The sequence below is a fragment of the Pantoea ananatis PA13 genome, from assembly GCF_000233595.1.
Taxonomy (GTDB): domain Bacteria; phylum Pseudomonadota; class Gammaproteobacteria; order Enterobacterales; family Enterobacteriaceae; genus Pantoea; species Pantoea ananatis.
In genome coordinates, this window is record NC_017554.1 from 3,581,256 (window position 1) to 3,599,435 (window position 18,180).

The window sequence follows — 18,180 nt, forward strand, 5'->3', positions numbered from 1 at the left end:
TATGTCAAAACGCCTCCTGCCGCTCAGGAGGCCAGTCGTGCTGTTACCTGACCATCTCTTTTTCAATCAGCAGCATCAGGATATGAATCACTTTAATATGGATCTCCTGAATGCGATCGGCATAGCCAAAATGCGGCACACGGATTTCAATGTCCGCGCTGCCAGCCATCTTGCCGCCATCTTTACCCGTCAGAGTGATCACTTTCATCCCCTGCGCACGCGCAGCCTCAACGGCCTTGATGATGTTGGCCGAGTTTCCTGACGTCGAGATCCCGAGCAGCACGTCGCCTGAACGCCCTACCGCTTCAACGTAACGGGAAAAGACGTGGTCATAGCCGAAGTCATTGCTCACGCAGGAAAGGTGGCTGACGTCTGAAATGGCAATAGCCGGATATCCAGGACGATTTTCACGGTAGCGGCCCGTGAGTTCTTCAGCAAAGTGCATCGCATCACAGTGAGAACCACCGTTGCCGCAGGAAAGCACTTTGCCGCCCGCTTTGAAGCTGTCAGCCAACATCACCGCCGCCCGTTGGATGGTGTGAATGTTCGCGTCGTCACTCAGAAAGTGATTCAACGTCTCTGCCGCTTCATTGAGCTCTGAACGAATAATGTCCTGATACATAGACTTGTCCTTTGTAGGGGAGGTTAATCGCAGCAAGTTTAACGGAATGGTTGACCTGCGCAAAGCACCACAGGGTCAGATAGCCGTGTGCCCGCCGTTTTTTTCACGTTCGTTATTTTCATTACGGGCGCTGTTTCGCTGATTTTGTGAGTCAGGTTGTAATTGCGATGTAAACAAATTGATAAATGCCAGCAGGTGATTTAAACCTCTCCTTATAACAGGTCAGACCTCTTACTACTTAACGGAGCACTTCATTATGATGGTTGTCTCGATTCTTGCGACAGTGGTGCTAATTGGCGCCCTGTTTTATCACCGCATCTCTCTGTCACTCAGTAGCGCAATCCTGCTGCTGTGGACCGCTGCGATGGCGGTGGCCCACCTGTGGACGCCGTGGCTGCTGTTGCCGCTGGCGATCATCCTGGTGCCGCTGAACCTGACCAGCCTGCGCCGCAAACTGTTTTCCAAACCGGTGCTGCAGCGCTTTCAGCAGGTCATGCCGCCGATGTCTCGTACGGAAAAAGAGGCGATTGACGCGGGCACAACCTGGTGGGAAGGCGATCTGTTTCAGGGCAAACCTGACTGGCAGAAACTGCACAACTACCCGCAACCGCGCCTGACGCCGGAAGAACAGGCCTTTATTGATGGCCCGGTGGAAGAAGCCTGCCGCATGGCGAATGATTTCCAGATCACCCATGAACTGGCGGATATGCCGCCAGAGTTGTGGGCCTATCTGAAAGAGCACCGCTTCTTCGCCATGATCATTAAAAAAGAGTACGGCGGACTGGCATTCTCCGCCTATGCCCAGGCACGCGTGTTGCAAAAACTGTCGGGCGTATCGGGTATTCTGGCGATTACCGTGGGGGTGCCTAACTCACTGGGTCCGGGCGAACTGCTGCAACATTACGGAACGGAAAAACAGAAAGATCACTATTTACCGCGTCTGGCGCGGGGCGACGAGATTCCCTGTTTCGCCCTTACCAGCCCGGAAGCCGGTTCCGATGCCGGGGCAATCCCCGATACCGGCGTCGTTTGCATGGGCGAATGGCAGGGCCAGCAGGTGCTGGGCATGCGACTGACCTGGAACAAGCGCTATATCACGTTAGCCCCAATCGCCACCGTACTGGGTCTGGCCTTTAAGCTTTCCGACCCCGAGCATCTGCTGGGCGAGAAAGAGGAACTGGGCATTACCTGTGCCCTGATCCCAACCAGCACGCCGGGCGTGGAAATCGGTCATCGCCACTTCCCGCTCAACGTACCGTTCCAGAATGGTCCAACCCGTGGGAAAGACATTTTTGTCCCCATTGATTTCATCATTGGCGGCCCGGAAATGGCCGGTCAGGGCTGGCGGATGCTGGTGGAATGTCTGTCCGTCGGACGTGGCATCACGCTGCCGTCAAACTCAACCGGTAGCCTGAAAACGGTGGCACTGGCGACCGGCGCCTATGCGCACATCCGTCGTCAGTTCAAGCTGTCTATCGGTAAAATGGAAGGTATTGAAGAGCCGCTGGCGCGCATCGCAGGTAATGCCTATGTAATGGACGCGGCCGCTACGCTAATCACCACCGGGATTATGCAGGGTGAAAAACCCGCGGTTCTGTCAGCCATCGTCAAATATCACTGTACCCATCGCGCTCAACAGTCAATCATCGATGCGATGGATATCGCGGGTGGTAAGGGCATCATGCTGGGTGACAGCAACTTCCTGGCGCGTGCCTATCAGGGTGCGCCCATCGCTATCACCGTGGAAGGCGCGAACATTCTGACCCGCAGCATGATTATCTTTGGTCAGGGGGCAATTCGTTGCCATCCTTATGTCCTGCAGGAAATGGCCGCCGCCGCCAGCAACGATGTTGCCGCCTTCGATAAGGCGCTGTTTAGCCATATTGGTCACGTTGGCAGCAACGCGATGCGCAGCCTGTGGCTAGGCCTGCTGGGCGGTCGCACCAGCGCCGCGCCAACCCGCGATGTAACGCGTCGATATTATCAGCACATGAACCGCATTAGTGCCAACCTGGCCTTGCTGTCAGATGTCTCTATGGCGGTCTTAGGCGGCAGCCTGAAACGTCGCGAACGGATGTCTGCTCGCCTGGGTGATGTGCTGAGTCAGCTCTACCTGGCGTCTGCCACTCTGAAACGCTATGACGATGAAGGACGCCACGAAGCCGATTTACCGCTGGTGCACTGGGGCGTGCAGGATGCACTGAATAAAGCAGAGAAAGCCATGGACGATCTGCTGAGTAACTTCCCGAACCGCCTGGTGGCTGGCGTTATTCGACTGATGGTGTTTGCCGGTGGTCAGCACTGCCCTGCACCGTCCGATCGTCTTGATCACAAACTGGCAAAAATGCTGCAGGTGCCTTCGGCGACGCGTACGCGTTTAGGTCGTGGTCAGTATCTTGCGCCGAGCCAGCATAATCCTGCAGGTCAGTTAGAGCAGGCATTGCAGGACGTGATGGCGGCGGAAGTGATTCACGACCGCCTGTGCAAGCAGCATAAAAAACACTTCTCATTCACCCGACTGGATGCGCTGGCTAGACAGGCGTTGGAACAGGGCTGGATTGACGACAAAGAAGCTGAAGTGCTGAAACGCGCCGAGCAGAGCCGTCTGCGTTCCATTAACGTGGATGAGTTTGAGGCTGATGCGCTGGCCGTGCCGGCAAAGCAGGATGTCTCAAAACCCGCCCGCCCCAGTGAGGCGGCATAAACAATCAGGCCGACATCATGTCGGCCTTTTTTTATCCTGCCTGACGAATGCGGGCAATCAATGCCTCGACATCGTCCACGTGCCCGGCGGCCAGAATCAGGGTGCGGCCTAAGGTAATCGCATTGCGAATACAATCGGTGCGCATTTCATCATCCCGAATCAGCTTCATGTCCGCCACGTGCGACATGCCCACCGTTCGACGGATCAACTCCGTTCCACAAAAGCCAATGGTATCCGCCCAGACTTTGCGCAGAAACGCCTGTGCATAACCCGGATACGCCATGGCCACATCCTGGGTGTGACTTTCTGCCAGCGCCAGGAAGCGCGTCGCAAAGGTATTCCAGACATCACGCACGTCGCTAAGGCGCTGCTCACGGGCATCAACGGCTTCGCGGGGAGGCAACAGGCCCGGTAAACCACAGTAGTTGATCAGCAGGTTACCCAGCGCGGTGCCCACGTCAAAGCCGATGGGTCCAAAATAACCAAACTCGGCATCAATCGCTTTTAAGCTGCCGTCAGCCACAAAAATCGAGCCGCTGTGGATATCCCCATGCAGTAACGCCTCGGCATGGCTGAAGAAAACGTGTTTGAGCCCGGCCACAGCAATACGCAACGCGTCGTCAGTGCGGAGGGATGCGACCAGCGGCTCCAGCGCGTCAGGATAGCTGTTGCGCTCGTGGTCAGTGTAGGGATCGTTAAAGAACAGATCTTCGGTGATTTCGCACAGCTCAGGGTTGATAAAGCGCGCCACCTCGGCTTTCTTGTGATGCGGGTGCAGAATAAAGTCTGAGGTGTGAAACAGCGTCTGCGCCAGATATTCACCGAGCTGACGCGGCGCTTCAGGGTAGTAGGCGCCTTTCACCAGCTCACTGCGCCAGATGCGGTGGCTGGAAAGATCTTCCATCACCATCACCGCCAGATCCGCATCGTAATGCGTAACCTTAACCGTGTGCTGGGGGCAATATTTGTAGTGCTCAACCAGCGTTTGCGCTTCGATACGCGCACGATCCAGGGTTAACGGCCACGATTCGCCGACGCAGCGAACATAGGGCAGCGCCTGTTTGACTACCACGCGGCTTTTACCCTGGTTGTCGTAAATTTTAAAGACCAGATTGAGGTTACCATCGCCAATCTCTTCCGCGCTGCTTAGAACAGAAGGATCATCCATGCCGCCAAACGTTTTGGCATATTCCACAGCATCGGCTGCAGTGAACGTACGGTATTGCGACATTGACCTTTCCTCATCAACAAACGCCGGTGCAAGCCGGACCTGATTAATCTTTCGTAATAAGCCGTTCAGACGTCTATACATCCGTTAAGCATGTTGGCACAATATCCGCTATTAACGCAACATGGATTTCACCAACAATGCAGACATTCCAAACTACCAGCTTACAGGTTCGTAACAACCAGCTCTGGATACTGGATCAGCAGGCCCTGCCCCAGCAAAAGAACTGGCTGCCTGCCCATTCGGTCGCGCAGTTGGTTGAACATATTCATGCGCTGCGGGTGCGCGGTGCGCCGTTAATTGGCCTGTCTGCATCCCTGCTGCTGGCACTGCTAGCGGAACAGGGTGAAACGCGCGAGCAGCTGGCACAGTCGCTGGAAATATTGCGGGCCGCCCGCCCGACCGCGGTCAACCTGATGAATAACCTCGATCGTATGAAACAGGCGCTGGAGCAGCCAGACAGGGTGACGAGCCTGGCAGAAGAAGCCTTGCGGCTGGTACAGGAGGATAAACAGCTCTGCGATCGCATCGCCGAAGCCGGAAGCTCGCTGGTCAAACCCGGCAGCCAGCTGTTAACCCACTGCAATACAGGCGGCCTGGCGACCGCAGGCGTCGGCACAGCCTTGGGCGTTATCGCGCGCGCGCATCAAGAGGGCAAGGTCCGAAATGTTTGGGTCGATGAAACGCGTCCCCTGTTGCAGGGCGGGCGCTTAACCGCCTGGGAACTCGGCGAACTCGGCGTGCCTTACCAGTTGATCACCGATTCGATGGCCGCCAGCCTGATGGCTGCGGGCAACGTGGACGCTATCTGGGTGGGCGCGGACCGTATCGCCGCCAATGGTGACGTAGCGAACAAAATCGGCACCTACAGCCTGGCGGTGTTAGCGCACTATCACGGTATTCCGTTCTACGTTGCGGCCCCGCATACCACGTTGGATCGGCTCTGCCCGACGGGTGCGGCCATTCCTATTGAACAGCGTGCCGCCAGTGAAGTCACCGGTGTGTCCGGAAGCTTCGGCAGCGTGCAGTGGGCCCCTGAAGAGGCGCAGGTCTACAATCCCGCCTTTGATGTTACGCCTGCAGCGCTGATCAGCGGTTGGGTGCTGGATACCGGCGTGATCGCACCGGCTCAGGTTGCCGCTGGCATCTTCCAGCCACAGTAAGCAGGACGGGCGGCATATTGCGTCAGCCGCCCGCAGAATGCGCCGTGATTACGCGAGGCGCGGATAGGCATCGGCAATCTTGTCGCCGGTGAAATTGGCGATCCAGCCTTCCTGATTATCAAAAATGCGAATCGCGGTGAAGTGCGGGGACGATCCCATATCAAACCAGTGCGGCGTGCCGGCGGGCACCGAGATCAGATCGTTCTTTTCGCACAGGATCTGCAAAATTTCACCGTCCAGATGCAGACAAAACAGCCCCGCACCCTCGACAAAGAAGCGCACTTCATCTTCGCCGTGCGTGTGTTCCGACAGAAACTTCTGGCGCAGAACGTCCTTCTGCGGGTTATCGGCACGCATGCTAATCACATCCCAGCTCTGATAGCCTTTTTCGGCCACCAGCCGGTCGATGGCATGCTGATAGGCGTTGATGACCGTTTCCGCATCCGGGTTTTCGCCCAGATCGCGGTCGGCCTGCCAGCGTTCAAAACGGACGTCTTTGGCATTCAGCCGCGCGCGAATCGCCTCAGCATCGGTGCTGTGCCATATCGGCTGGCTGGGATCGCTATCGCTAAAAATGGTCAGTGCACTCATCTCAAATCGACTCCGGGTTAATCTGGGAAAAATCGGCGACCTGACGATGATGGCTGTCATCATCTGCCGCGTCACGAATCAGCTGCAGCGTGTGCCAGCCGGCTTGCTCTGCTGCGTCCAGCTCCTGATGAATATCAGAAAGAAACAGCAGTTGTTCGGCCGGCAAGCCCGTTTGCGCAGCGATGTTCTGATACGACGTCTTCTCACGCTTGGCGCCCACGTGGGTATCAAAATAGCCGCTGAACAAACCAGTAATATCACCTTCGTCGCTGTAGCCAAATAACAATTTCTGCGCGGCAACCGAGCCAGAGGAATATATATATAATTTAATGCCTTGCGCGTGCCAGGCCGTAAGCGCGGGCAGCACATCAGGATAAAGGTGCCCGGTAAAGCGGCCGCTCAGGTAGCCCTCGCGCCAAATCATTCCCTGCAACGCCTTCAGGCCGGTCGATTTGCGATCCGCATCCATGTATGAAAACAGAATAGCGATGACCTCGTTTGTATCGGCATCGGGTTGCCCCGCTTCGGTACGCACGGCGTTTAGCGCCTGTTGCACCTCAGTCTGCGTCTGATTCTCGCGAACATAATCAGCCAGATGCGCTCGGGCATAGGGAAACAAAACGTTATGTACAAAGCGGATATCGCTGGTGGTCCCTTCAATATCGGTAACAATGGCCTTTATCATGCTTTCTCCAGCAGGCGACGTTGGCGCTCGCATTCAAATAAAAATTCCAGACCTTCAAGATGACGACGGGCTTCAGCGACGTCTTTGCCCCAGCAGGTCAGGCCGTGTCCGCGCAGCAGAAAGCCATAGCGCAGGGGAAAACGGGCGGCATAATCCTCGATCTCTGACGCCAGCGCCGCCACATCCTGACTGTTGTCAAACAGGGGAATCGCCACGGTAGCATCGTGGGTCGTTTGCCCGCTCAGCGACTTTTGCATCTCATAGCCGTAGAGCAGCACGGCGGCGCCCTGCTCGACCCGCGACAGCACCGTGGAATTGACTGTGTGCGTGTGCAGTACCGCGCCCGCCTCCGGGAACAGACGGTAAATCAGCGTGTGCAGCGCGGTTTCTGCCGAAGGCTTACGGCCCGAGGGGGCCAGATTAGTGGCAATGTGGACCTGAATAAAATCATCCCGCGTCAGGCTGCCTTTGTCTTTGCCCGACTCACTCAGCAGGCAAACATGTGCATCCTGGCGCACCGACATATTGCCACCGGTGGCCGGTGCCCAGCCCTTCGCGCCTATCCAGTGACAGGCTTGCACCAGCTGATCTACTGCAGAAGAATCGGACATCATCGTTCCTTTTAGCCGTCTAAGCGTCTTGATTGCCAAATACTAGCATCCTGTTTATAGTGGCATCAACTAAGGGTTTTTCCGCTACCGTTTTTGCGCGTAAGGCTACCTAATCATGACGCAGTCCAACCTGACGCCCGAGAGCAAGCTGCCTGCACTCGGCACCACCATATTCACGCAAATGAGCACGCTGGCACAGCAGCATAATGCGATTAATCTTTCTCAGGGATTTCCGGATTTTGATGGTCCGTCTTACCTGCAGGAAAGGCTGGCTTACCACGTCAGTCAGGGCGCGAATCAGTACGCACCCATGACCGGCGCACAGCCGCTTCGCGAAGCCATTGCGGATAAAACCGCCGCGATCTATGGCTATCGGCCCGATGTGAACAGCGATATCACCGTGACGGCAGGGGCTACTGAAGCCCTGTATGCCGCCATCACCGCCCTGGTGCGGCCCGGTGACGAGGTCATCTGTTTCGATCCCAGTTACGACAGCTATGCGCCCGCGGTACAGCTGGCGGGCGGCACACTGAAACGCCTCACCTTGCAGCCACCGTTGTTTACGGTTGACTGGCCTGCGTTCTCCGCGCTGCTAAGCGACAAAACCCGCCTGGTCATCTTAAACACGCCGCATAATCCCTCGGCCAGCGTCTGGCATCACGCGGACTATGCCGCGTTATGGCAGGCTGTCGCCGACCGGGAAATCTACGTACTGAGCGATGAAGTCTATGAGCACATCTGCTTTGCACAGGAGGGTCATGCCAGCGTGCTGGCGCATCCTGAGCTGCGTCAACGTGCGGTGGCGGTGTCATCCTTTGGCAAAACCTTTCATATGACGGGCTGGAAAGTCGGTTACTGCGTGGCACCGGCGGCCATTAGCGCCGAGATCCGTAAGATCCATCAGTACCTGACGTTTTCAGTCAACACGCCTGCGCAACTGGCGATTGCCGATATGCTGCGCCAGCATCCCGAACACTATCGTGAACTGCCCGAGTTTTATCGCGCGCGCCGTGACCGACTGATACAGGCCTTGCGCAGCAGTCGTTTTCACCTGTTGCCCTGTGAAGGCACCTACTTCCTGCTGGCGGACTACAGTGCCATTTCGGACCTGGACGATGTCAGTTTTTGCCAGTGGCTGACGCGTGAAGTGGGCGTAGCCGCCATTCCGCTGTCGGTATTCTGCGAGGCGCCTTTCCCGCACAAACTGATTCGGCTGTGCTTTGCAAAACAGGAAGCCACACTTGATGCGGCAGCGGAGCGGTTATGTCGACTTTAGCGATAACGCTGCTACAGGAGCCACTGACGTGGATGGATGGCGAGGCCAACCTGCGCCATTTCGATCGGATCTTAGCCGACCTCACGCAACGGGATGTCATTATTCTGCCCGAAATGTTCACCACCGGTTTTGCCATGGAGGCCGCCCAGTCGGCGCTACCGCAGGCGCAGGTCGTGGAATGGTTACAGCACCATGCTAAGCGCACCAATGCGCTGGTGGGCGGCAGCGCCGCCGTTCATACCGCTGAGGGCGCCGTAAACCGTTTTCTGCTGGTTGAGCCGGACGGCACGCTGCACCATTATGACAAACGTCATCTGTTTCGCATGGCCGATGAACAGCAGCATTATATTGCGGGCAAGGCGCGTACGGTGATTCCGTGGCGCGGCTGGCGTATTCTGCCGCAAATCTGTTACGACCTGCGCTTTCCGGTGTTCTCACGCAATCAAAATGACTACGATCTGGCGCTGTATGTCGCCAACTGGCCTGCAGCGCGCGCCCTTCACTGGCAGGCCCTGCTGCTGGCTCGCGCTATCGAAAATCAGGCATATGTAGCAGGCTGCAACCGTGTGGGCAGCGATGGTAATCAGCATCAGTACAGTGGGGACAGTCGAATTATTTCTCCGCAGGGGGAGATTCTGGCGGCGGGCGAGCCGTTCAAAGCCGGTCAGGTTGAGGCGTCGCTGTCGCTAGCCGAGTTGCAGGCTTATCGCGAGCGGTTTCCGGCATGGCGCGATGCGGATGGCTTTACGTTGGCAGAATAAAATCGCCCCCGGCCAGGCCGGGGGCGATTCAGGCGTTTACTGCAGGTCGAAACGGTCCAGGTTCATCACTTTCGTCCAGGCCGCCACGAAGTCGGTAACAAACTTCTGTTTTGCATCGCTGCTGGCATAAACTTCGGCCAGAGCGCGCAGGATGGCGTTGGAACCGAACACCAGATCGGCGCGCGTCGCGCTGTACTTCACTTCTCCGCTCTGACGATCGCGGCCTTCGAAGATCTCTTCACTGCCGTCGGTCGCACGCCATGCGGTGCGCATATCCAGCAGATTCACAAAGAAATCATTACTCAGCACGCCCACGCGGTCGGTGAACACGCCGTGATGGCTGCCGTCAAAGTTGGTGCCCAGGACACGCAGGCCACCCAGCAGGACGGTGAGCTCTGGGGCACTCAGCGTCAGTTGCTGCGCCTTATCCAGCAACAGGGTTTCAGTGGATGATCCTCCCTGTACGCGACGATAGTTACGGAAACCATCTGCCAGCGGTTGGAGTACGTTAAAGGATTCTACATCAGTTTGATCCTGACGAGCATCCACGCGGCCTGGGGTAAAGGGCACCTGTGCGCTGACGCCGGCTGCGGCTGCGGCCATTTCGATGCCGACGCTGCCCGCCAGGACAATGACGTCAGCTAATGAAGCTTTACCGGATTCCTGCTGGATCTGCTGCAGTTTCGGTAACACATCGTTAATGACGCTGGCGTTCACCGCCCAGCTGTTCTGGGGCGCCAGCGCCAGACGGGCACCGTTTGCGCCGCCGCGTTTGTCGCCACCACGGAAGGTTGAAGCCGAAGCCCAGGCCGCCGAAACCAGCTGGCTTACCGTCAAACCTGATGCAGCGATTTTCGCCTTCAGTTCGCTGATATCATCGGCCGTCGGCTGATGCGTTGGCTGCGGTAACGGATCCTGCCACAGTAAATCTTCCTTTGGCACTTCCGGACCGATGTAACGCGCTTTTGGCCCCATATCGCGGTGGGTCAGCTTAAACCAGGCGCGGGCAAAGGCTTCGTTAAAGGACTGCGGATCGTTCAGGAAGCGGCGAGAAATCTTCTCGAACTCGGGGTCGAAACGTAACGTCAGATCCGTCACCAGCATGGTCGGTTTGCGCTTTTTCGCAGGATCGAACGGATCCGGAATAATGTCGTCAGCGTTGACCGCTTCATACTGAATCGCACCCGCCGGGCTGTGCGTTTTTACCCACTCATATTTGAACAGGTTCTCAAAGAAGTAGTTGCTCCACTGGGTTGGCGTTTGCGTCCAGACGACTTCAAGGCCGGAGGTAATCGCATCTGCACCCACACCGCTGCCGTGGCTGTTGTTCCAGCCAAAGCCCTGTGCTTCGATAGGTGAGGCTTCAGGATCGACGCCCACGTGACTCGCGGCGGCGGCACCATGGGTTTTGCCCAGGGTATGTCCACCCGCAATCAGCGCCACGATCTCTTCGTCGTTCATGCCCATGTTGCCGAATGTCGCGCGAATCGCTGGCGCGGCAGAAGCGGGATCGCCGCTGGCTTCAGGCCCCTCTGGGTTCACGTAGATCAGCCCCATTTCGGTCGCGCCCAGCGGTGCGTTAGCCAGGCTTTCCGGATGGCGATGGGCCAGCCACTCGGTTTCGTTACCCCAATCCACGTCCATATCCGGTTCCCAGACGTCTTCACGACCGGCACCAAAACCAAAGGTACGGAAACCTGAATTTTCCAGCGAAACGTTGCCGGCGAGGATATAGAGATCGGCCCAGGAAATTTTCTGACCGTATTTTTGTTTTACCGGCCACAGCAGGCGGCGGGCTTTATCAAGGCTGACGTTATCTGGCCAGGAGTTCAGTGGGGCGAAACGCTGTTGACCCCGGCCTGAGCCACCGCGCCCGTCGACGGTGCGGTAAGTACCGGCACTGTGCCACGCCATACGAATAAACAGGCCAATGTAGGTGCCCCAGTCGGCTGGCCACCAGGATTGGGAGTCGGTGAGCAACGCCCGGATGTCGGCTTTCAGTGCGGAGTAGTCCAACGTGCTGAACGCTTCGCGGTAGTTGAAGTTTTCGCCGAGGGGATTAGAACGGTTGGAGTGCTGGTTTAGCAGATCCACGCGCAACATGTTTGGCCACCAGTCGCGATTGCTGGTACCACTGCCGGCTCCACGAGCCAGAACGCTTTCTTCTTCCGATTTACCGTGATGAAAGGGACATTTACCTGAAGCGGCTACATCATTATCTTTTGGCGTGCTCATTATCGGCTCCGTTGCCTTCACATTATTGACCTTAAGATAACCCTGGCGTTAGCAGGAATATAGTCGGATGGGCCGAAGGTATTGATAGCCGATAGCTCTCAAGCGCAGCGGAAAAACGCTGCGCCTGATGCACCTGTTAACTGCCGCGATAGGTAGACCAGCTCCAGGGCGAGATTAAAAATGGCAGATGATAATGGCTGGCGCTTTCCGTCAGCACAAAATCAATTTGCGCACTGACGTACAATGTTTCTCGTCCGCCTGCGCGGAAGTATTCGCCAATCGCGGCCGTCAGGCGGTACTGTCCCGGCGCAAGCGGCTCGGGTGTCAGATCCTTCAGGCGACCATCGTTATCCGTGATGCCCCGGGCACAGGTTACCCACCCTTGTGCCCCGTGCTGTTCCAGCAACATGGCTACGCCTGGCGCGGGTTTACCCAGCGCGGTATCCAGAATATGGGTGCTGATAGTGCTCATGAAAAACTCTCCTTAAGGCGCAGCAGGGTGATTTCCCGCAGTTGTTCCAGAGATTCCTGGCGCTCGCTTTCCGGGCTGTTGTCCAGCCGCCGTGTAAGTTCATCAAGCATATTCTGTGCGCTGCGCCCTTTCGCCCGGATCAAAAAGACCCGGTTAAAGCGCGCCTCATAAGCCTGGTTGCCCTGCACCATCGCCTGCTGTAACGCATCGTCTGCCTGTTGCATGGCCGCTTGTTCGCTGCGTGATAACCGTTTTTCCTTCTCGTCGCCCTGTGCCTTTTCCCCGATGCGCGGATGAGCTGAAAGCGCCTGATTCAGATCGTCTTCCTGCCAGGCCTGGGCCAGCCGTTGTGCCTCAGCCAGCAGGGCCTCAACGCTGTGAAACGGGCGGGCCGCCACCAGCGCCTGCTGCCAGCGAGGAATCGCGACGCAGTGCGAGAGCGCAAGCTGAGCGACGGCTTGCGGTAGCTGGTTAAAGGTGCCTAAATCCATCTTAATGCTGCTCCGCAAGGTGACATATCGTCTGCAAATAGGCCTGAACCGCCGGGGCGACATCGGCTTCATTGACCGATTCGGCCGGATGGTGGCTGATACCGCGATGGTTACGCACAAACAGCATGCCTACCGGCCAGCGTTCTGCGATTGCGATAGCATCATGGCCTGCGCCACTGGGCAGGGCCAGGCTGCGCCCCTGTACGGTTTCAACCGCGTGGCTCAACGCCTGTTGCAATCCGGCATCGCAGGCCGTCGCCGCAATGCGGTAATACTCATGAGATTCGAAGGTTAATCCCCGACGCAGCGCAATGGCTTCCGCCTGGGTCAGCAAGGCGGACAGCAGCGCTTCAAGCGGTGCGTCTTCGGGCCCGCGCACATCCAGCGACAGATTCACCTCGCCCGGAATGACGTTGACCGCGCCCGGTGCGCAGTTGAGCGTGCCTACCGTTGCCACTAACTGCCCCGGCTGTTCGCGCGTCGTGTGTTCAATAAACACCATCCATTCCGCCGCCGCCGCCAGGGCATCTTTACGATGCTTCATCGGCACCGTACCGGCATGGCCCGCCTCGCCCGTAAAGCAGCAGTTCAGACGACGGGCACCGTTGATCGCCGTGACCACCCCGAGCGCGAGATCTTCCTGCTCCAGGCAAGGTCCCTGCTCAATGTGCAGCTCCAGATAGGCCACGATATCGCTGACGTTGCGCGCGGCACGCTGGATCTGACTGGCATCCAGCCCCACGTCGCTCATCGCCTGGGAAACCGTGATGCCGTTGCCGTCAGGATGTGTCGGCCAGCTGTCAGGCCAGGTGCCGGTAATGCCGCGACTGCCCAGCAACGTGATGCCAAAGCGCGTGCCCTCTTCATCCCCGAAGCCGATGACTTCAATGGCCAGCGGCAATCGACGCTGGCGATCGTGCAGCCACTGGACGGTTTCAATGGCGCTCAGCACGCCCAGCATCCCGTCATAGCGGCCGGCGTTGCGTACCGTGTCCAGATGCGAACCCAATAACAGTGCGGGAGCGCCGGGCTGCGCGGCCTCATAGCGACCGCAGATATTGCCCACCTCATCCTGCCAGACCGTCATACCGGCAGCCTGCATCCATTCGCCCACGCGCGCATTGGCCCGCAGGTGCTCTGGCGACAGGTAAACCCGTGTCAGGCCCTGATCGCTTTCACTGATCTCAGCCAGCGCGTCACAGCGCGCCATCACGCGCCGAGCGGCAATCTGAGCCTCGCTGGCATTCATCATCATGCATGGCTCCCATAGTGGTTCCATGCCGCCTGCGAACCGGCCCCCTGTGGCGTACGATAACCGACATGGGACAGGACCATTTCCAGCGCCGCCAGCGTTTGCATCACGCAGTCTTTACGCGCGTTATAACCCATGGTGCCGATGCGCCACACTTTGCCATGCAGCGGGCCAAAGGACGTGCCGATCTCAATGCCAAAATCCTCCAGCATGAGCTTACGCACTTCATCGCCATTGACGCCCTGGGGAATCACCACGCCCAGGACATTGCTCATCTTGTTACTGAGATCGCCAAAGGTTTCCAGCCCCATTCCCTGAATGCCTTTCAGCATCGCCTCGCCGTGAAGCTGGTGGCGGGCAATGCCGTTGTCCAGCCCTTCCTGCAGAATCAGACGCGCACACTCACGCGCGCCGAACAGGGCGCTGGTGGCTTCAGTATGGTGATTGAGCCGTTCCGGGCCCCAGTAGTCCATGATCATGCCGAGATCGAAATAGTTGGAGTAGATCATCTCGTCGTCACCATCCTGATGCTCGTCGGTGCGGATCCCCTGCTCCACGCATTTGCGCTTGCGGACTATCGCCGCCATCTCATCGCTCAACGTAATCGGGGAGGTTCCGGACGGGCCGCCCAGGCATTTCTGCATGCCCGCGGAGACCGCATCCAGTCCCCATGCATCGGTTTCCAGCGCATTGCCCGCCAGCGACGCCGTCGCATCGGTATAGAACAGCACGCCATATTTTTTGCAGATGGCACCCAACTCAGCCAGCGGCTGCAGCATGGTGGTCGAGGTATCGCCCTGCACGGTCAGCAACAGGCGCGGTTTGACTTTTTTGATGGCGTCTTCAATCTGGTCTGGCGTAAAGACCTCGCCCCATGGCACGTCAATCGTGTGCACATCGGCACGGCAGCGGCGGGCAATTTCACACAGCAGATGACCAAAACGGCCAAAGACCGGCACCAGCACTTTATCGCCGGGGCGAATCGCCGACAGCAGAATTGCCTCAATACCAGCGCGTGAGGTGCCGTCAATCAGTAACGTCCAGCGGTTTTCCGTGCGAAACACGCCACGATACAGCGCCATCACCTCATTCATATAGTGCGTCATGGCCGGATCGTATTGCCCGAGCAGCTGGCTCGACATCGCACGCAGCACGCGCGGATCGGCATTGATAGGGCCAGGCCCCATTAACAGACGCTGAGGAGGATTAATTTGCGGAAATTGAGAGATATCCATAGTGAATTCCTTGTTAAGCACTCAAAGACGCACAGAGGAAATAAACTGCTTTAGCTCCGCCGTCTGTGGAGAAGCGAACAGCGTTTTACTGTCGCCCTGCTCCCAGACGCGCCCCTGATGCATAAAGACCACACGATCGCCCACGTCGCGGGCGAAGTTCATTTCATGGGTGACGAGAATCAACGTCATGCCCTCGGCGGCAAGCTGTTCCAGCACTTTTAGCACTTCACCGACCAGCTCAGGATCCAGTGCAGAGGTAATCTCATCACACAGTAAGACGCGGGGTTCCATCGCCAGCGCGCGGGCAATGGCAACGCGCTGCTGCTGACCACCAGACAGGCTGGAAGGGTAATAATCCAGCCGCTCGCCCAGCCCCACTTTCTCCAGCATGCGCGCCGCCAGTTCGCGGCACTCCGCCTGGTTTTTTTTCAGCACCCGACGCGGCGCCAGCATGACGTTTTCCAGCGCCGTCATATGCGGGAACAGATTGAAGTTCTGAAACACCATGCCGACTGAGCGGCTGATTTCCCGCGCCTGGGAATCACGGTCGGTAATCGTCATACCGCCGAGTTTAATGCTGCCATCCTGATAGCCTTCCAGCCCGTTCATGCAGCGCAACAGCGTACTTTTGCCTGAACCGCTGCGCCCGATAATGGAGATCACTTCTCCCATATCGATATCCAGATCCACGCCTTTGAGAACGTGGTTGGTGCCGTAATACTTCTGCACCTGATTAATGGTGATGAGCGGCATTAAATTTTTTCTCCAGATACTGGCTGTAACGCGACAGCGGATAACACAGCAGGAAATAGCCCAGTGCCACCAGCCCAAAGACTTTAAAGGGCTGATAGGTCACGTTATTCAGAATGGTGCCGGCCTTGGTCAGCTCGACGAACCCGATAATGGATGCCAGCGCCGTGCCTTTGATCACCTGCACCGCAAATCCCACCGTGGGGGCAATCGCAATGCGAATCGCCTGGGGTGCGATGACCCGCGTCAGCGTCTGACCAAAATCAAGCCCGAGGCAGCGTGATGCTTCCCACTGGCCCTTGGGCAGGGCCTGAATACTGCCATGCCAGATATCCAGCAGAAACGCGCTGGTATAAAAGGTCAGCGCCAGCGAGGCGGCGGTCCAGGGCGCGACGTCGATACCGAACAGTCCGACGCCAAAGAAAGCCAGAAACAGCTGCATCAGCAGCGGCGTGCCCTGGAACAGTTCGGTATAGGCACGGATCACGCGCGTCAACCATTTACGCTTTAACAGGCGTAAAAACAGCAGCGGCAGCGTGACCAGCGTGCCGCCTAAAAAGGCCACCAGCGACAGCGCGATGGTCCAGCGAGCCGCCAGCAGCAGATTGCGCAGGATGTCCCAGTCAGTAAAGGTTGTCATCATGCCTGCACCCCCAGCCATTTGCGGCCAATCGCCAGCAGCAGCTGACGCATCACAATCGACAACGCCAGGTAAATCAGCGTGGTCACCGAGTAGACTTCAAAGCTCAAAAAGGTGCGCGACTGAATCAGGTTGGCGGCGAAGGTCAGTTCCTCATAGGAGACCTGCGAAACCACCGAGGATCCCAGCATGACAATGATGCACTGGCTCACCAGCGCCGGATAAATCCGCTGCAGCGACGGCGGCAAAACCACGCGTAAAAACGTCTGGCTGCGCGTCAACCCCAGAACCCGACCGGCTTCCCACTGCCCTTTTGGCGTGACCTGAATACCGGCACGGATAATTTCCGTACTGTAAGCCCCCAGGTTAACCAGCATGGCCAGCAGCGCGGCTTCACCCGCCGTGAGTTTCAGCCCCAGGTTCGGCAAGCCGAACACAATAAAGAACAGCTGCACCACAAACGGCGTGTTGCGTATCAGTTCAACATAGAGGCCCCACAGGCGGCTTAACCAACTGGGTCTACCACTGCGCAGCGCCGCGCCGATGATACCGATACTGACGCCCCCGACCGTTGCCAGCACGGTTAACTGGATCGTTACCCACAGGCCGGAGAGCAACTCCGGCCAGTACGGCCACAATGCAGGGAAATTAAGTTGCCCGGTCATTGCTCCGTCCTTATGCGCCCAGGTTGGCTGGCAGCGGCGCTTTCAGCCACTCTTCGGACATTTTATTCAGCGTGCCGTCTTTAATGCCCTGCTCGATCAGCGTATTCACTTTCTCTTTCAGCGCCGGCTCGTCTTTCTTCAATCCGATATAGCACGGAGAGTCTTTCAGCATAAATTGCGCAACAGGGGCTTTTGCCGGGTTCTGACGCGTAATGGCCGCGACCACAAGGTTACCCGTTGCCACGTACTGCACCTGGCCGGAGAGGTAAGCGGATAAGGTGGTGTTGTTATCTTCATAACGTTTCACCTGCGCATCCTTAGGGGCTACCTCACTCAGTACCATGTCCTCTACCGCACCGCGGGTGACGCCAACAGATTTACCGCTCAGTGCTGCGGCATCTTTCAGATGATCGCCTTTAGGACCGAAAACGCCCAGGAAGAACGGCGCATAGGCCCGGCTAAAGTCGATCACCTTTTCGCGTTCCGGGTTTTTCCCCATGCTGGAGATCACCAGGTCAACTTTGTCCGTTTGCAAGTAAGGTACGCGGTTCGCGCTGGTGACCGGCACCAGCTGCAACTTAAGTTTCATCTGCTTAGCCAGATACTTCGCCATGTCGATGTCATAGCCCTGGGGTTGCAGATCGGTCCCCACTGAGCCAAACGGCGGGAAATCCTGCGGTACCGCAACCCGCAGCACGCCGCGTTTCTGGATATCCTGCAGTTGATCGGCCAACACGTTGCCCGCCTGCACCATCAATACTGCCGCTGCTGCGACCGCCATCAGAACTTTTTTCATTAT

Annotated in this window: 18 protein-coding genes; 4 read left to right on the plus strand and 14 right to left on the minus strand. The window is 57.5% G+C overall.

The genetic code is table 11. The features are described from left to right. Positions 1 to 43 precede the first annotated feature (43 nt). Positions 44 to 622 carry a D-sedoheptulose 7-phosphate isomerase gene (gene lpcA / locus PAGR_RS17035; RefSeq protein WP_014593004.1) on the minus strand — a complete coding sequence of 193 codons (579 nt, stop codon included), beginning with the start codon at positions 620 to 622 and terminating at the stop codon, positions 44 to 46. 256 nt (positions 623 to 878) lie between these two features. On the opposite strand from lpcA, the gene fadE reads away from it, so the two are divergent. Further along, the gene (fadE, locus tag PAGR_RS17040; protein ID WP_014606505.1) at positions 879 to 3,326 is read left to right on the plus strand and encodes an acyl-CoA dehydrogenase FadE; all 2,448 of its coding nucleotides are present in this window, start codon (positions 879 to 881) and stop codon (positions 3,324 to 3,326) included. Positions 3,327 to 3,357: 31 nt separating this feature from the next. Here fadE and mtnK read toward each other — a convergent pair whose 3' ends face one another. Then, on the minus strand, positions 3,358 to 4,557 hold the full coding sequence (gene mtnK / locus PAGR_RS17045; RefSeq protein WP_014606506.1) for an S-methyl-5-thioribose kinase: 1,200 nt from the start codon (positions 4,555 to 4,557) through the stop codon (positions 3,358 to 3,360). A 137-nt stretch (positions 4,558 to 4,694) separates the two neighbouring features. Between mtnK and mtnA the strand changes: the two genes are divergently transcribed. After that, on the plus strand, positions 4,695 to 5,717 hold the full coding sequence (gene mtnA / locus PAGR_RS17050) for an S-methyl-5-thioribose-1-phosphate isomerase (protein ID WP_014593003.1): 1,023 nt from the start codon (positions 4,695 to 4,697) through the stop codon (positions 5,715 to 5,717). 48 nt (positions 5,718 to 5,765) lie between these two features. On the opposite strand, the gene PAGR_RS17055 is transcribed toward mtnA, so the two are convergent. Genes PAGR_RS17055 through PAGR_RS17065 form a run of 3 tightly spaced genes read right to left on the minus strand, consistent with a single transcriptional unit; the run spans position 5,766 to position 7,604 of the window. Next, positions 5,766 to 6,308, minus strand: coding sequence for a 1,2-dihydroxy-3-keto-5-methylthiopentene dioxygenase (locus PAGR_RS17055; RefSeq protein WP_014606507.1), 543 nt, complete (start codon positions 6,306 to 6,308; stop codon positions 5,766 to 5,768). Position 6,309: 1 nt separating this feature from the next. Then, complete coding sequence (gene mtnC / locus PAGR_RS17060) at positions 6,310 to 6,993, minus strand: acireductone synthase (protein WP_014606508.1); 684 nt, start codon at positions 6,991 to 6,993, stop codon at positions 6,310 to 6,312. Further along, positions 6,990 to 7,604 (minus strand): methylthioribulose 1-phosphate dehydratase, encoded by a 615-nt coding sequence (locus PAGR_RS17065; RefSeq protein WP_014606509.1) that lies wholly within the window; start codon positions 7,602 to 7,604, stop codon positions 6,990 to 6,992. Before PAGR_RS17065 ends, mtnC begins: the two co-directional genes overlap by 4 nt. Before the next feature lie 115 nt (positions 7,605 to 7,719). Between PAGR_RS17065 and PAGR_RS17070 the strand changes: the two genes are divergently transcribed. Continuing rightward, the gene (locus PAGR_RS17070; protein WP_014606510.1) at positions 7,720 to 8,880 is read left to right on the plus strand and encodes a pyridoxal phosphate-dependent aminotransferase; all 1,161 of its coding nucleotides are present in this window, start codon (positions 7,720 to 7,722) and stop codon (positions 8,878 to 8,880) included. After that, a complete protein-coding gene (locus PAGR_RS17075) occupies positions 8,868 to 9,641 on the plus strand; it encodes an amidohydrolase (RefSeq protein ID WP_014606511.1) in 774 nt (257 codons plus the stop codon). Before PAGR_RS17070 ends, PAGR_RS17075 begins: the two co-directional genes overlap by 13 nt. A 36-nt stretch (positions 9,642 to 9,677) precedes the next feature. On the opposite strand, the gene katG is transcribed toward PAGR_RS17075, so the two are convergent. The 9 genes from katG to PAGR_RS17120 form a co-directional block, all read right to left on the minus strand. After that, positions 9,678 to 11,876, minus strand: a complete 2,199-nt coding sequence (katG, locus tag PAGR_RS17080; protein WP_014592998.1) for a catalase/peroxidase HPI — start codon at positions 11,874 to 11,876, stop codon at positions 9,678 to 9,680. A 136-nt stretch (positions 11,877 to 12,012) separates the two neighbouring features. Next, positions 12,013 to 12,348 carry a hydroxyisourate hydrolase gene (uraH, locus tag PAGR_RS17085; RefSeq protein ID WP_013024759.1) on the minus strand — a complete coding sequence of 112 codons (336 nt, stop codon included), beginning with the start codon at positions 12,346 to 12,348 and terminating at the stop codon, positions 12,013 to 12,015. Next, complete coding sequence (gene uraD / locus PAGR_RS17090) at positions 12,345 to 12,839, minus strand: 2-oxo-4-hydroxy-4-carboxy-5-ureidoimidazoline decarboxylase (RefSeq protein ID WP_014606512.1); 495 nt, start codon at positions 12,837 to 12,839, stop codon at positions 12,345 to 12,347. The genes uraH and uraD overlap by 4 nt, the downstream gene beginning before the upstream one ends. Before the next feature lies 1 nt (position 12,840). After that, entirely contained in the window at positions 12,841 to 14,094 is a 1,254-nt protein-coding gene (hpxK, locus tag PAGR_RS17095) for an allantoate amidohydrolase (RefSeq protein ID WP_014606513.1), read from the minus strand. Continuing rightward, positions 14,091 to 15,326, minus strand: coding sequence for a pyridoxal-phosphate-dependent aminotransferase family protein (locus PAGR_RS17100; protein ID WP_014606514.1), 1,236 nt, complete (start codon positions 15,324 to 15,326; stop codon positions 14,091 to 14,093). The genes hpxK and PAGR_RS17100 overlap by 4 nt, the downstream gene beginning before the upstream one ends. A 21-nt stretch (positions 15,327 to 15,347) precedes the next feature. Continuing rightward, entirely contained in the window at positions 15,348 to 16,079 is a 732-nt protein-coding gene (locus PAGR_RS17105) for an amino acid ABC transporter ATP-binding protein (protein ID WP_013024755.1), read from the minus strand. Beyond that, positions 16,060 to 16,716 carry an amino acid ABC transporter permease gene (locus tag PAGR_RS17110; RefSeq protein WP_024471625.1) on the minus strand — a complete coding sequence of 219 codons (657 nt, stop codon included), beginning with the start codon at positions 16,714 to 16,716 and terminating at the stop codon, positions 16,060 to 16,062. Before PAGR_RS17110 ends, PAGR_RS17105 begins: the two co-directional genes overlap by 20 nt. Further along, positions 16,716 to 17,381 carry an amino acid ABC transporter permease gene (locus PAGR_RS17115; RefSeq protein ID WP_014606516.1) on the minus strand — a complete coding sequence of 222 codons (666 nt, stop codon included), beginning with the start codon at positions 17,379 to 17,381 and terminating at the stop codon, positions 16,716 to 16,718. Before PAGR_RS17115 ends, PAGR_RS17110 begins: the two co-directional genes overlap by 1 nt. A gap of 10 nt (positions 17,382 to 17,391) precedes the next feature. Then, a complete protein-coding gene (locus PAGR_RS17120) occupies positions 17,392 to 18,177 on the minus strand; it encodes a transporter substrate-binding domain-containing protein (RefSeq protein ID WP_014606517.1) in 786 nt (261 codons plus the stop codon). Positions 18,178 to 18,180 lie beyond the last annotated feature (3 nt).

What these genes read in the sequence shown, in the direction of transcription:
- lpcA (WP_014593004.1), bottom strand. Translation starts at nt 622, where the DNA reads ATGTATCAGGACATTATTCGTTCAGAGCTCAATGAAGCGGCAGAGACG.
- fadE (WP_014606505.1), top strand. Translation starts at nt 879, where the DNA reads ATGATGGTTGTCTCGATTCTTGCGACAGTGGTGCTAATTGGCGCCCTG.
- mtnK (WP_014606506.1), bottom strand. Translation starts at nt 4,557, where the DNA reads ATGTCGCAATACCGTACGTTCACTGCAGCCGATGCTGTGGAATATGCC.
- mtnA (WP_014593003.1), top strand. Translation starts at nt 4,695, where the DNA reads ATGCAGACATTCCAAACTACCAGCTTACAGGTTCGTAACAACCAGCTC.
- PAGR_RS17055 (WP_014606507.1), bottom strand. Translation starts at nt 6,308, where the DNA reads ATGAGTGCACTGACCATTTTTAGCGATAGCGATCCCAGCCAGCCGATA.
- mtnC (WP_014606508.1), bottom strand. Translation starts at nt 6,993, where the DNA reads ATGATAAAGGCCATTGTTACCGATATTGAAGGGACCACCAGCGATATC.
- PAGR_RS17065 (WP_014606509.1), bottom strand. Translation starts at nt 7,604, where the DNA reads ATGTCCGATTCTTCTGCAGTAGATCAGCTGGTGCAAGCCTGTCACTGG.
- PAGR_RS17070 (WP_014606510.1), top strand. Translation starts at nt 7,720, where the DNA reads ATGACGCAGTCCAACCTGACGCCCGAGAGCAAGCTGCCTGCACTCGGC.
- PAGR_RS17075 (WP_014606511.1), top strand. Translation starts at nt 8,868, where the DNA reads ATGTCGACTTTAGCGATAACGCTGCTACAGGAGCCACTGACGTGGATG.
- katG (WP_014592998.1), bottom strand. Translation starts at nt 11,876, where the DNA reads ATGAGCACGCCAAAAGATAATGATGTAGCCGCTTCAGGTAAATGTCCC.
- uraH (WP_013024759.1), bottom strand. Translation starts at nt 12,348, where the DNA reads ATGAGCACTATCAGCACCCATATTCTGGATACCGCGCTGGGTAAACCC.
- uraD (WP_014606512.1), bottom strand. Translation starts at nt 12,839, where the DNA reads ATGGATTTAGGCACCTTTAACCAGCTACCGCAAGCCGTCGCTCAGCTT.
- hpxK (WP_014606513.1), bottom strand. Translation starts at nt 14,094, where the DNA reads ATGATGATGAATGCCAGCGAGGCTCAGATTGCCGCTCGGCGCGTGATG.
- PAGR_RS17100 (WP_014606514.1), bottom strand. Translation starts at nt 15,326, where the DNA reads ATGGATATCTCTCAATTTCCGCAAATTAATCCTCCTCAGCGTCTGTTA.
- PAGR_RS17105 (WP_013024755.1), bottom strand. Translation starts at nt 16,079, where the DNA reads ATGCCGCTCATCACCATTAATCAGGTGCAGAAGTATTACGGCACCAAC.
- PAGR_RS17110 (WP_024471625.1), bottom strand. Translation starts at nt 16,716, where the DNA reads ATGACAACCTTTACTGACTGGGACATCCTGCGCAATCTGCTGCTGGCG.
- PAGR_RS17115 (WP_014606516.1), bottom strand. Translation starts at nt 17,381, where the DNA reads ATGACCGGGCAACTTAATTTCCCTGCATTGTGGCCGTACTGGCCGGAG.
- PAGR_RS17120 (WP_014606517.1), bottom strand. Translation starts at nt 18,177, where the DNA reads ATGAAAAAAGTTCTGATGGCGGTCGCAGCAGCGGCAGTATTGATGGTG.